The sequence below is a fragment of the Micromonospora pattaloongensis genome (assembly GCF_900107255.1).
GTDB lineage: Bacteria > Actinomycetota > Actinomycetes > Mycobacteriales > Micromonosporaceae > Micromonospora_I > Micromonospora_I pattaloongensis.
This window is the reverse complement of sequence record NZ_FNPH01000008.1, coordinates 165365-178466: the sequence shown is the minus strand read 5'-3', so window position 1 is coordinate 178466 and position 13102 is coordinate 165365. Positions and strand designations below refer to the sequence as shown.

Below are 13102 nucleotides of genomic sequence, written 5' to 3'. Positions count from 1 at the left end.
AACGCCCGGTAACATTCCGAACCCGGAAGCTAAGCCCTCCAGCGCCGATGGTACTGCACCCGGGAGGGTGTGGGAGAGTAGGACACCGCCGGACAATCTTTCCAGTTGAGGCCCACCCCGCATACGGGGTGGGCCTCAACTGCATACACACGCAGCAAAAGAATTAGGGGGTCCCGACAGGGGCCCCCCTTTTTTTGTGCGCATGAAACCACGGGGCGACGAACGGCCCCACGGAACGAGCGGTCAGGAGCGGTGTTGGATGGCCGCGCGGAGGTCGCGCAATAGCGTTCCGGCGTCCGCGGGCCGGCGCCCCGGGAACATCCCGAGCGCGACGCTGCCGTGGTCGGCCCAGCCGCAGACCGCGATATCGCCGTCCTCGCTCCTCGTCGTACCGCACTTCATGACACCGCCGAGCTTGCCGGCGGACACCTCGCGCAGCCCGCTCACCGAACCGGCGTCGTCGGAGACCACGTCGAAGAGCGTGTCCAGGTCGCGCTCCGGGGACCACAGCAGCGTGGTGCCGCCGAACAGCAGCACGCTGCGCTTCGAGTCGGCCGGGTCCGCGTACACCGCGCCGATGCTGGTGTCGAGGTCGATCCGCGCCGCCAACGCCGTACGCAGGTAGTCCGCGGTGGCGAAGGCCCGCTCGCTCTCGTCGAGCACGAGGCCGGCGGCCCGGGCCGGTGTGCCCAGCGTTGCGTCCTTCTGCTGCGCCACCCGCCAGCCGGCGGCGGCGAGGAAGCCGGCGCCGACGAGCCCGACCGCCGCCACCGCGACCACGGTGATCATCTTGCTGCGCGACGGCGGGCGTTTCCGCTGGTCGGCGGCGGATTCCCGGGGCGGCGGCGTGACGTCGATCGGCTCCGGCTCAACCGCGCGGCGGCCGGCGAGGATGTCGTCGTCGGGCATAGCCGCCACCGTACGCCAACGGGGTGGTGGTGCACGCGGCCGTGCCGCGGGCGCTCCGTAGACTCTACGGGTGACCCAGACACCGCAGACCCGCCACGACGCAGCCCCGACCCTTCCGGCGCAGTACCAGCCCGGTGAGGTAGAGCAGCGACGGTACGAGCAGTGGGTATCGGCGGGGTACTTCCGGGCCGACGCGAGCAGCGACCGCCCGCCCTTCTCGATCGTGATCCCGCCGCCGAATGTGACCGGTTCGCTGCACGTCGGGCACGCGCTCGACCACACGATCCAGGACTCGCTGATCCGTCGCAAGCGGATGCAGGGCTTCGAGGCGCTCTGGCTGCCCGGCATGGATCACGCCGGCATCGCCACCCAGAACGTCGTCGAGCGGCAGCTCGCCGCGCAGGGCCTGTCCCGCCACGACCTCGGCCGCGACAAGTTCGTCGAGCGGGTGTGGCAGTGGAAGGCCGAGTCCGGCGGCGCGATCCTCGGCCAGATGCGCCGGCTGGGCGACTCGGTCGACTGGGACCGCGAGCGCTTCACGATGGACGAGGGCCTGTCGCGGGCCGTGCAGACGGTCTTCAAGCGCCTCTACGACGAGGGCCTGATCTACCAGGCGGAGCGGATCATCAACTGGTGCCCGCGTTGCCTCACCGCGCTGTCGGACATCGAGGTGGAGCACTCCGACGACGAGGGCGAGCTGGTCTCCATCCGGTACGGCGACGGGCCGAACGCGATCGTCGTCGCGACCACCCGGGCCGAGACCATGCTCGGCGACACCGCGGTGGCGGTGCACCCGGACGACGAGCGCTACGCGCACCTCGTCGGCACGGAGGTGGAGCTGCCGCTGACCGGCCGACGCATCCCGATCGTCGCCGACGCGCACGTCGACCCGGCCTTCGGCACGGGCGCGGTCAAGGTGACGCCGGCGCACGACCCCAACGACTTCGAGATCGGCCAGCGGCACGGGCTGCCCAACCTGGCCGTGATGGACGAGCGCGGCGTGATCACCGTGCACGGGCCGTTCGAGGGCCTGGACCGCTTCGAGGCGCGGCCGGCGATCGTCGACGCGCTGCGCGAGCAGGGTCGGATCGTGGCCGAGAAGCGGCCGTACGTGCACGCGGTCGGGCACTGCTCGCGGTGCAAGACGACGGTGGAGCCGCGGCTGTCGATGCAGTGGTTCGTCAACACCGGCCCGCTGGCGAAGGCGGCCGGGGACGCGGTCCGCGACGGCCGGGTGAAGATCGAGCCGGCCGAGCTCGCGAAGCGCTACTTCGCCTGGGTCGACAACATGCACGACTGGTGCATCTCCCGGCAGCTCTGGTGGGGGCACCGGATCCCGGTCTGGTACGGGCCGAACGGCGAGGTCGTCTGCGTCGGACCGGACGAGGCGCCGCCGTCGGGCGAGGGCTGGCGCCAGGACGAGGACGTCCTGGACACCTGGTTCTCCAGCGGCCTGTGGCCGATCTCCACGCTCGGCTGGCCCGAGTCCACCCCCGACCTGGCGAAGTTCTACCCGACGAGCGTGCTGGTCACCGGCTACGACATCCTCTTCTTCTGGGTCGCCCGGATGATGATGTTCGGCCTGTACGCGATGGACGGCAAGCAGCCGTTCAACGTGGTGGCGCTGCACGGCATGGTGCGCGACCAGTACGGCAAGAAGATGTCGAAGTCGTTCGGGAACGTCGTCGACCCGCTGGACTGGATCGAGCGCTTCGGGGCCGACGCCACCCGCTTCACGCTGGCCCGCGGCGCCAACCCCGGCTCCGACGTGCCGGTCAGCGAGGAGTGGTGCCAGGGCTCCCGCAACTTCTGCAACAAGCTCTGGAACGCGACCCGCTTCGCGCTGATGAACGGCGCCACCGTCGCCGGCGAGCTGCCCGACGTCACCGAGCTGTCGACCGTCGACCGGTGGATCCTGTCCCGGCTGCAGCACGTGATCGCCGAGGTCGACGAGCAGTTCGAGGCGTACGAGTTCGCGAAGGTCTGCGACACCCTCTACCACTTCGCCTGGGACGACGTCTGCGACTGGTACGTCGAGCTGACCAAGCCGACGCTGGCGGCGGGCGGACCGGCGGCGGAGGCGACGCGGCGTGTGCTCGGCCACGTCCTGGACAACCTGCTCCGGCTGCTGCACCCGGTGATCCCGTTCGTCACCGAGGAGCTGTGGACGGCGCTGACCCAGGACGAGACGGTGATGCGGGCGGCGTGGCCGAGCGCGGACGGCGGTCTCGTCGACGACGCGGCCGAGGCCGAGGTGGGGATGCTGCAGCGGGTCGTCACCGAGGTGCGACGGTTCCGGTCGGACCAGGGGCTCAAGCCGGGGCAGCGGGTGACCGCGCGCCTCGCGGGGCTCGCCGACGCGGGCATCGGCGCGCACGAGCCGCTGATCCGGTCGCTGGCCCGGCTCGACCAGGCCGGCGACGAGTTCTCCGCGACCGCGACGGTGGCGGTGGCCGGCGGGGTCACCGTCGAGCTGGACACCCGCGGCACGATCGACGTGGCGGCCGAGCGGGCGCGGCTGGAGAAGGACCGCGCGGCGGCGCTGCGCGAGGCCGAGCAGTGCCGGGGCAAGCTGGGCAACGCGGCCTTCGTGGAGAAGGCGCCGGAGGCGGTCGTGGCGAAGATCCAGACGCGGCTGCAGGCGGCCGAGGCGGACCTGGTGCGCATCTCGGCGGCGCTGGAGGCGTTGCCGGCGTGAGCACGAACAACGGGGGACAACCCGGCGGTACGGAGTTCGCGCAGGTCGACGCGGAGCTGCTCGGCCGCGGCTTCACCCGGATGGTCTTCGACCTCGGCCGGATCGAGCAGCTGCTCGACGTGCTGGGCAGCCCGCAGCGGGCGTACCCGTCGATCCATCTGACCGGCACCAACGGCAAGACCTCGACGGCCCGGATGATCGACTCGGTGCTGCGCGCCTTCGGGCTGCACACCGGCCGCTACACCAGCCCGCACCTGGAGACCGTCCGGGAGCGGATCAGCCTGGACGGCGAGCCGGTGAGCGAGGAGCGGTTCGTCGCGATGTACCGCGAGGTCGCCCCGCTCGCCCAGCTGGTCGACGAGCGCGCCAGCGAGCCGCTGACGTACTTCGACATGACCACGGCGCTCGCGTTCGCGACCTTCGCGGACGCGCCCGTCGACGTCGGGATCATCGAGGTCGGGCTCGGCGGCGCCGACGACGCCACCAACGTGCTCGGCGCCGGCGTCTGCGTGATCACCCCGATCGGACTCGACCACACCGAGTGGCTCGGCGACACGATCGAGGACATCGCGCTGGCCAAGGCGGGCATCATCCACCGCGACGCCACGGTGATCTCCGCGGTGCAGCCGGAGGAGGCCGCCCGGCCGATCCTGGAGCGCTGCGCCGAGGTCGGGGCCACCATCGCCCGCGAGGGCGGCGAGTTCGGGGTGCTGCGCCGGGCGGTCGCGGTCGGCGGCCAGGTGCTCACGCTGCAGGGGCTCGGCGGGGTGTACGAGGAGATCTTCATTCCGCTGCACGGGGCGCACCAGGCGCAGAACGCCGCGGTGGCGCTCGCCGCGGTCGAGGCGTTCCTCGGCGCCGGGGCGAACCGGATGCTCGACGTCGAGGCCGTCCGGGAGGGCTTCGCCGCCGCGTCCTCGCCCGGCCGCCTGGAGCGGGTCCGCAACGCGCCGACCATCCTGCTCGACGGCGCGCACAACCCGCACGGGATGGCCGCGACGGTCACCGCGCTGCAGGAGGAGTTTGCGTTCAGCCGGCTCGTCGGTGTGCTGGCGGTGCTCGGCGACAAGGACGCGGCCGGGCTGCTCGAGCTGCTGGAACCCGTACTGGACACGCTCGTGGTCACCACCAACACCTCGCCGCGGGCGATGCCGGCCGCGGAGTTGGCCGCGCTCGCGACCGAGGTCTTCGGCGAGGAGCGGGTGACGGTGGCCGAGAGCATGCCGGACGCGATCTCCGAGGCCGTGGCGCTGGCCGAGTCGGAGGTGGAGGGGGAGCTGAGCGGCGTGGGCGTCCTCATCACCGGCTCGGTGGTGACCGTGGCCGACGCGCGCCGGCTGCTCAAGCGATGACCGCGACCCCGCCGGAGCCGCGCCGGTCCGGGCTGCGCAACCCGGTCGGGGCGGTACGCGGGCTCGGGGCCGGCACGCTCACGATCGAGGCGCTGGTGCTGCTGATGGCGATCGCGCCGCTGGCGGTCATCGAGGCGCCACGCACCGGCGCCGCGATCGCCGCCGCGGTCGCGCTGGCGGTGCTGGCGGTCGTGCTGGCCGGCACGATGCGCCGGAGCTGGGCCTGGCACGGCGCGACCGTGCTGCAGGGGCTGCTCATGCTCGCCGGCCTGCTGCACTGGTCGCTGGCGGTGCTGGGCGTGATGTTCGCGCTGGTCTGGGCGTACGTGCTGCACGTGCGGCGGGTGATCCTCGGCTGACGACGGTCAGCCCGCCGCGCGCTCCCGCCACTGCGTGATCGCGATGCCGTGACCGTCCGGATCCCGGAACGCCGCCGCCCACAGCTCCAGCTTCGCCCCCCGGTTGACGGCGCGCGGCGCGTACGTGAACCGCACCCCCTTGGCCTTCAGGTCCCGGTAGACGGCCTCGACGTCGTCGACGTCGAGGTTGACGTGCACGAGGCGGCGGTTGATCGGCGCGACGTCCCGGATCGCGCGCAGCACCAGGCGGGTCTGCCCGGACGCCAGCACCGCGTTCCCCTCGCCGCCGTCGATCTCGAAGAAGCCGAGCAGGTCGCGGTAGAACGCGACCGAGCGCTCGAGGTGGGCGACGAGCACCGTGATGCCGACGCCGTGGATCGGACCGGTGCCCGGCGCGTCGGTGACCACGGCCCCGCCGGCCGGGTGCGGGGCCCCATCGGCCGGGTCCGGGGCCCCATCGGCCGGGACGGCATCGGCGACGACCGTGCCGGCGGTCGCGGTGCCCGACCCGCCGCGGCCGGACATGCCCTCGGCGGCCGTCACGCCGTCCGTGGGCGCTGCGGTCGCCGTCGCGGCGGTCGCGGTGGGGCCGGCCGTGGGCCCGTCGGGTCCGACCGGCTCGTCGCTGCGGGGATGGGGGCTGGGCCGTCGCGGCCGGCGCGGCAGCGGCACGCCCGACGCCGGCGGCGGGTCGACCAGGGTGCCCTCCAGCACGATCGGGCCTCCCTGGGGCTGCCGGACCACCACGGGGTCTTCGCGCAGCCCGATCAGGTCGTCGGTCAGGTCGGCGGTGACCGGGTCACCCGGCTCCGGCGGCAGCGGGTCGCCGTCCGGGTCGCGCTGCTGCCACCGTCGGATCTGCTCGTCGATCAGCAGATCGTCGTCGAGCGGGTCGCGGTCGCCGTCGTCGTAGACCGGCGTCGGCTCCGCCTGGGCGGCGGCCTCCGCGTGCGTCAGCACCTCGTCCCAGAGGATCCGCACGTGCCGCTGGTCGTCGATGGCGACCATGATCGGCAGGGTGGCGCCCGGATCCGGCCACTTCGCCACCGGCACCCGCGGATCGCGCACCTTCACCGAGCGGGGCGGTAGCCCCGGCGCGTCGATGAGGATCTGCAGCTCACAGCGGCCGTACGCGGAGGAGGCCGGCGGCTCGGAGACGCTGCGGACGTACGCCGTGCCGGCCACCCAGGCGCGGGCGCCACCGCGCAGCGCGGTCACCATCACCAGGCTGATCGCCAGCACCAGCAGCGCCACCCCGAGCGCCACGATCGCCCAACTGGTCATGCCGAGCCCGAAGAGCATCACGAACGTGGCCAGCGTGCCCAGGATCGCGGCGATTATCTTCCGGATGTTTGCTATCGGCTGGCGGCCGTTCGGCACCGTGGACCTCCCTGCGTTGACGACGACAACGCGGCCAGCCGACGACTCAGGGTCCCCCCGGCCCCCGCTGGTGCGATCGATGAGCGCTCATGACCCAGGCTAGGCGCGCGCGGCCTGCCAGGGAAGAGCGCGAATGATCGTCGGCGGACCGGCCACCTCGGGTCCGGGGTGGATCGTTAGGCTGGCACCGCCCAGCGGTACCCGATCTCGCGCAGGAGGAATCACCCGTGTCCAGCAGCACCTCGGTCGAGCGCACGCTCGTGCTGATCAAGCCCGATGCGCTCCGGCGCGGCCTGGTCGGGGAGATCCTCGGCCGGTTCGAGCGCAAGGGGCTCACCATCGACGCGATGGTGCTGCGCACCATGGACGCGGCGCTCGCCGACCGGCACTACGCCGACCACGTCGAGAAGCCGTTCTACCCGCCGCTCAAGGACTTCATGACCAGCGGTCCGCTGGTCGCGCTGGTGCTCTCCGGTGACTCGGCGATCGACGTCGTGCGCGTCCTGGTCGGCTCCACCGACGGGCGCAAGGCCGCTGCCGGCACGATCCGCGGCGACCTCTCGCTCTCCAACCGGGAGAACCTCGTGCACGCCTCCGACTCGCCGGAGAGCTCCGCCCGCGAGATCGGCCTCTGGTTCCCCGAGCTCGTCTGACACCGGTCGCGAAGGCCCGCGGGTCCCGCCGCCGACAGGCGGGGCCCGCCGACGCGTCGATACTCGGCGGTGTCGCGGCGGGCGATCGAGTAGGCTTGGACACCGACAGGCGTTGACCCGGCCATCACCGGTGAGCCTCCGGAAGAACGGGCGCCCCTCCGCGCCTCAGTAGAACCGGACGGGTCCGGCCCGTGACAGCCGGCCAACGAGCGGGCGGTCGATCTCGGCCGTCAAGCGGGGTGGTACCGCGGGTCCGCGGCGCGCCGGCACGGCGTACCGCAGGGCTCGTCCTCGCAGACCACAGACAGTGAGCTGCACGAGGAGAGCGACCCGCGATGGCGTACCCGAAGAACGCTCCCGACGGCACCGGCGTCCCCGCGAGCCCCGACCTGCCGGGCGTCGAGCGCCGGGTCCTGGACTACTGGACCGCCGACAAGACCTTCGAGGCCAGCGTGGAGGCCAGGCCGGCCTCCGGCCGGCAATCGGAGGCGCCGGGTTCGGCTGCCGGCGGCGAACGCGCCGCCGACAACGAGTACGTCTTCTACGACGGCCCGCCGTTCGCCAACGGCCTGCCGCACTACGGCCACCTCTTCACCGGTTACGTCAAGGACGTGGTGCCGCGCTACCAGACGATGCGTGGCCGCCGGGTCGAGCGCCGGTTCGGCTGGGACTGCCACGGCCTGCCGGCCGAGGTGGAGGCGGAGCGACAGCTGAACATCTCCACCAAGGCCGAGATCCTCGACCTCGGCGTGGACCGGTTCAACGACGTCTGCCGCACCTCGGTGCTCACCTACACCAGCGAGTGGGAGCGGTACGTCACCCGGCAGGCCCGCTGGGTCGACTTCGCCAACGACTACAAGACGCTCGACCTGGACTACATGGAGAGCGTCATGTGGGCCTTCAAGACCCTGCACGACAAGGGTCTGGTCTATGAGGGCTTCCGGGTGCTGGCGTACTGCTGGCGCTGCGAGACTCCGCTGTCCAACACCGAGACCCGGATGGACGACGTCTACCGCGACCGGCAGGACCCGACGGTCAGCGTGTGGTTCGAGTTGACCGCCGATGACACCGTCGCCGAGAGGTCGCCGGAGGTGGCCGAGCTGCTCCAGGGGCCCGTGAAGATCGGCGTCTGGACCACCACGCCGTGGACCCTGCCGTCCAACCTGGCGCTCGCCGTCGGTCCCGACATCGACTACGCGGTGCTGGAGCGCGACGGCGAGAGGTTCATCGTCGGCGCGGCGCGGGTCGCGGCGTACGCCAAGGAGCTGGAGGGCTACCGGCAGCTCGGCACGGTGCGCGGCTCGCTGCTGGTCGGACGCCGCTACACCCCGCTCTACGACTTCCTGGTCGACCAGGCCGGCCCGAACGCCTACCAGGTGCTCGGCGCGGAGTTCGTCACCACCGAGGACGGCACCGGGGTGGTGCACATGGCGCCGGCGTTCGGTGAGGACGACCAGAACGCCTGCAACGCGGCCGGCATCCCGACCATCGTCACCGTCGACGACCACACCCGCTTCACCGCGTTGGTGCCGCCGTACGAGGGCCAGCAGGTCTTCGACGTCAACAAGTCGGTGATCCGCGACCTGAAGGACCGCGGCCTGGTGCTGCGGCAGGACACGTACACGCACTCGTACCCGCACTGCTGGCGCTGCGACACCCCGCTCGTCTACAAGGCCGTGTCGTCGTGGTTCGTCGCGGTGTCGCAGTTCCGCGACCGGATGGTCGAGCTCAACCAGCAGATCACGTGGACGCCGGCGCACGTCAAGGACGGCTCGTTCGGCAAGTGGCTGGCGGGCGCCCGCGACTGGTCGATCAGCCGGAACCGGTTCTGGGGCTCGCCGATCCCGGTGTGGAAGTCCGACGACCCCAACTACCCGCGCGTCGATGTCTACGGCTCGCTGGACGAGCTGGAGCGCGACTTCGGGGTGCGGGTGAACGACCTGCACCGGCCCACCATCGACGAGCTGACCCGCCCCAACCCGGACGACCCGACCGGGCGTTCGACCATGCGCCGGGTGGCGGAGGTGCTGGACTGCTGGTTCGAGTCGGGCTCGATGCCGTTCGCCCAGGTGCACTACCCGTTCGAGAACCGCGAGTGGTTCGAGAACCACTACCCGGGCGACTTCATCGTGGAGTACATCGGGCAGACCCGCGGCTGGTTCTACACGATGCACGTGCTGGCCACCGCGCTCTTCGACCGGCCGGCGTTCCGCAACTGCGTCAGCCACGGGATCCTGCTCGGCGCCGACGGCCGCAAGATGTCCAAGAGCCTGCGCAACTACCCCGACGTGTACGAGGTGTTCGACACGCACGGCTCGGACGCGATGCGCTGGATGCTGATGTCCTCGCCGGTGCTGCGCGGCGGAGACATGGCGGTGACCGAAGCGGGCATCCGGGACGCGGTACGCCAGGTGCTGCTGCCGCTCTGGAACGTCTGGTACTTCTTCTCGCTCTACGCCAACGCCGACGGCTACGAGGCCGTCCGGCGTACGGACAGTGCTCATCTGCTCGACCGGTACGTGCTGGCCAAGACCGGCGAGCTGGTGGAGCAGGTGAGTCAGCAGCTCGACGAGTACGACATCTCCGGGGCGTGCGCCAGCGTCCGCGGGTACCTCGACGCGCTGACCAACTGGTACGTCCGCCGTTCCCGCGACCGGTTCTGGAGCGGTGACCGGGACGCCTTCGACACGCTGTACACCGTGCTGGAGACGCTGTGCCGGGTGGTGGCGCCGCTCGCCCCGCTCACCGCGGAGGAGATCTGGCGTGGCCTGACCGGCGAGCGGTCGGTGCACCTGACCGACTGGCCGGCCGCGGCGGAGTTCCCGGCCGACCACGAGCTGGTGGCGGCGATGGACGCGATCCGGGACGTCTGCTCGGCGGGGCTGTCGCTGCGCAAGGCGAAGGGGCTGCGGGTGCGGCTGCCGCTGTCGGCGCTGACGGTGGCGACGCCGGCCGCGGAGCGGCTGCGTCCGTTCGCCGAGCTGGTCGCCGACGAGGTCAACGTGAAGTCGGTGGAGTTCACCGCCGAGGTGTCGCGCTACTGCGAGCAGGTGCTCACCGTGGTCCCGCGGGCGCTCGGCCCGCGGGTCGGCGGGCAGGTGCAGTCGGTGATCAGGGCCGTGAAGGCCGGGGAGTGGTCGCTGGTCGACGGTGCCCCGGTCGCCGCCGGGGTGACGCTGCAGGAGGGCGAGTACGAGCTGCGGATGGTCGCCGCGGACGCCGAGAACTCGGCGCCGCTGCCCGGCGGCGAGGGCGTGGTGGTGCTCGACACGACGGTGACGCCGGAGCTGGCGGCCGAGGGGCTCGCCCGGGACGTCGTCCGGGTGGTGCAGCAGGCCCGCCGGGACGCGGACCTCAACATCTCCGATCGGATCACCGTCACGGTGGCGGCGTCGGCGGAGGTCGAGGCCGCGGTCCGCGCCCACGCCGACTTCGTGGCCCGCGAGGTCCTCGCCGAGCAGGTCACCTTCGACCCGTCGGCGACCGGCTTCGCCGGCGAGGTGGGCGAGGCCGAGCGCGTCCAGGTCACCGTGACCCGCGTCTAACCTCTCCGCGATCGTGCGGTTGTGGTGCCCGGCTTGATGGCTTTCGTGGCCTTCATCCGGCACCACAACTGCAAGATCGACGCGACGGACGATGCCGCGTCCGTTACCGTGACAGCCGCCCCACCATGTGACCCTCGCCGGAGGACCCGTGCCGCTGCTCTACACGATCGGCAAGCTCACCGTTGGCAACGCGATGACGCTGGGCTGGCGTCCCACTGTGGAGGGGCTGGAGCACCTTCCGGCGCGCGGCGGCGCCATCCTCGCCGGCAACCACCTCTCCGTCGCGGACGAGCTGTTCCTCGGGGCGGTGGTGCCCCGGCACATCGCGTTCTGGGCGAAGGCCGAGTACTTCACCGGCACCGGCTTCCGGGGCTGGCTCACCCGCTCCGTCGTCACCGGGCTCGGCGCGATCCGGGTCGAGCGGGCCGGTGGCCGCGCCGCGCTCAGCGCCTTCGACGGGGCGATCCCGGTGCTGCGCGGGGGCGACCTGGTCGCGGTCTACCCGGAGGGCACCCGGTCCCCGGACGGCCGGCTCTACCGGGGCCGGACCGGCGCGGCGCGGCTGGCGCTCGCCGCGGGCGTCCCGATCATCCCGGTCGGGATGATCGGGACGGAGAAGGTGCAGCCGATCGGCGCGCGGATGCCGAAGCTGGGGGCCGGACGCGTCACCGTGCGCTTCGGCAAGCCGCTCGACCTCACCGGCCGGTCCGACGACCGCACCTCGCTGCGCGACATCACCGACGAGCTGATGGCGGAGATCCAGAAGCTGACCGGTCAGGAGTACGTCGGCCGCTACGCGCCGGCGCGTACCGCCTCCACCGACCCGTCCGGCACCGAGTAACCCGCCGTCAGCCGCGCGTCACCAGGGCGCGACGCAGCTCGTCGAGGAGTGCGGCGCTGTCCTCGACCGAGCGGCGGGTGAACAGCGCGACGCCCAGGCTCCCGTGGTCCGCCCACGCGCAGACCACCACGCTCGTCCCCGCGTCCGTGCCGACGCCGCACTGCTCGTGCAGCCCCCGGACCCCGGTGTCGACCGGCGTCACCCCCGACAGCCCGTAGCTCTCGGTCAGCCGCGCCATCTCGGTCTCCAGATCGCTGTCCGGGCTGAACCGGAAGCCGGTGGTGCCGAAGACCGTCACCCGCTTGCGGGCGGCGTCGCCGTAGACGGCCGCGAAGGTCTGCTCCGCGAGCAGGTGCGCGGTCCGGGTCTCCCGCTCCAGCCGGCGCACCGTCTGCTGGCTGGTCGCGTCGTCGCGCAGCGCCAGGTCGGCCACCCGGGCCTGCACCGCGGCCGTGGCCGGGTACTGGTCCCACATCGGCTTGCCGAGGTAGCCCGGAATGCCGCAGCAGCAGGCCGCCGTGAGCAGGGTCATCATCGCCATCAACCGGGGCCAGCGGCGACGTCGCCGCACCGGCACGTATCCGGGCGGCGGCTGCCAGCCGGGCGGGGGAGCGGTGAGCTCCCCGCGGCGCTTCCGGCCCCGCTTGGGCGGCTTGCGCACCGGCTGCTGCGGTGACTGGGGCGGGACGGGGTGCGGCGCCTGCGGCTGCGGGACCGCGTGCGGCTGCGGCGCCGGGACCGCTGGTGAGACCGGTGGCGCGGAGAACGGCGGCGGGGGCGGCGCCGCGGTGGGGTGCGGCACGGGCATCGGCACCGGCGGGGAGACGGGGTGCGGTGGCGGCCCGGGCGGCGCGACCGGGTAGGGCCGGGTCGGCGGCAGCGACACGGGCGGCGGGTACGCCTCCGGCGCCGGGGTGACCGGATCGACGTCCGCCCACGGGTCGACCGGGGTGCGCTCCTCGGGCGGTGTGTGCTCGTCGACCGGCAGCTCAGGCGGCGTCACCGGGACTTCCTCCGCCGAGCCGAGCCACCGCCGCTTCGGCAGCGGCGGCGGCACCGACGCCGAGCCCGACCACCGCGCCGGCTCCACGGCGGTTCCCGGCAGCTCCACGGCGGTCTTCGGCAGCTCCACGGGCGGCATCGCGGGCGTCGGGGGTTCCTCCCCGCCGCCCGCGCCCGAGGTCGCGCCGGCCGATGTCGCGCCGACCCGGTCGGCCGTCGGCTGCAGCGGCCCGGACGGCGCGGACTGACCCGCCGGGTGCTTCTCGCCCGGCTGCGGCTCCGGCATCGCGGTGATCTCCTCTCACGCCGCGTCCGAGGTTAGTACCGCACGGCCAGCGGGGAGGCACACCCCGTTCGGCGGGG

General features: G+C 72.7%; 9 protein-coding genes and 1 rRNA gene. 7 read left to right on the top strand and 3 right to left on the bottom strand.

Translation table 11 applies throughout. From position 1 onward, the window contains the following. Positions 1-94: ribosomal RNA gene (gene rrf, locus BLW47_RS19535) — 5S ribosomal RNA — on the top strand; the annotation flags it as partial. 149 nt (positions 95-243) lie between these two features. Here the strand turns inward: rrf and BLW47_RS19530 are convergent. After that, positions 244-909 carry a hypothetical protein gene (locus BLW47_RS19530; RefSeq protein ID WP_091559807.1) on the bottom strand — a complete coding sequence of 222 codons (666 nt, stop codon included), beginning with the start codon at positions 907-909 and terminating at the stop codon, positions 244-246. A gap of 70 nt (positions 910-979) precedes the next feature. Here BLW47_RS19530 and BLW47_RS19525 point away from each other — a divergent pair, with 70 nt between their 5' ends. The 3 genes from BLW47_RS19525 to BLW47_RS19515 all read left to right on the top strand — a co-directional run bounded on the left by BLW47_RS19525 (position 980) and on the right by BLW47_RS19515 (position 5318). Continuing rightward, positions 980-3607 (top strand): valine--tRNA ligase, encoded by a 2628-nt coding sequence (locus tag BLW47_RS19525; RefSeq protein WP_091559803.1) that lies wholly within the window; start codon positions 980-982, stop codon positions 3605-3607. Positions 3608-3687: 80 nt separating this feature from the next. Further along, the gene (locus BLW47_RS19520; RefSeq protein ID WP_091559890.1) at positions 3688-4959 is read left to right on the top strand and encodes a bifunctional folylpolyglutamate synthase/dihydrofolate synthase; all 1272 of its coding nucleotides are present in this window, start codon (positions 3688-3690) and stop codon (positions 4957-4959) included. Next, a complete protein-coding gene (locus tag BLW47_RS19515) occupies positions 4956-5318 on the top strand; it encodes a DUF4233 domain-containing protein (protein ID WP_091559800.1) in 363 nt (120 codons plus the stop codon). Before BLW47_RS19520 ends, BLW47_RS19515 begins: the two co-directional genes overlap by 4 nt. A 6-nt stretch (positions 5319-5324) precedes the next feature. Here BLW47_RS19515 and BLW47_RS19510 read toward each other — a convergent pair whose 3' ends face one another. Continuing rightward, positions 5325-6698, bottom strand: a complete 1374-nt coding sequence (locus tag BLW47_RS19510) for a VOC family protein (RefSeq protein ID WP_245736777.1) — start codon at positions 6696-6698, stop codon at positions 5325-5327. Between the two features lie 227 nt (positions 6699-6925). Between BLW47_RS19510 and ndk the strand changes: the two genes are divergently transcribed. The 3 genes from ndk (at position 6926) to BLW47_RS19495 (ending at position 11737) form a co-directional block, all read left to right on the top strand. Then, positions 6926-7351 (top strand): nucleoside-diphosphate kinase, encoded by a 426-nt coding sequence (gene ndk, locus BLW47_RS19505; RefSeq protein ID WP_091559796.1) that lies wholly within the window; start codon positions 6926-6928, stop codon positions 7349-7351. Between the two features lie 335 nt (positions 7352-7686). Continuing rightward, a complete protein-coding gene (gene ileS / locus BLW47_RS19500) occupies positions 7687-10896 on the top strand; it encodes an isoleucine--tRNA ligase (RefSeq protein WP_091559792.1) in 3210 nt (1069 codons plus the stop codon). A gap of 148 nt (positions 10897-11044) precedes the next feature. Continuing rightward, positions 11045-11737, top strand: a complete 693-nt coding sequence (locus BLW47_RS19495) for a lysophospholipid acyltransferase family protein (protein WP_091559883.1) — start codon at positions 11045-11047, stop codon at positions 11735-11737. A gap of 7 nt (positions 11738-11744) precedes the next feature. On the opposite strand, the gene BLW47_RS25685 is transcribed toward BLW47_RS19495, so the two are convergent. After that, complete coding sequence (locus BLW47_RS25685; RefSeq protein ID WP_245736776.1) at positions 11745-13025, bottom strand: hypothetical protein; 1281 nt, start codon at positions 13023-13025, stop codon at positions 11745-11747. Between the last annotated feature and the right edge of the window lie 77 nt (positions 13026-13102).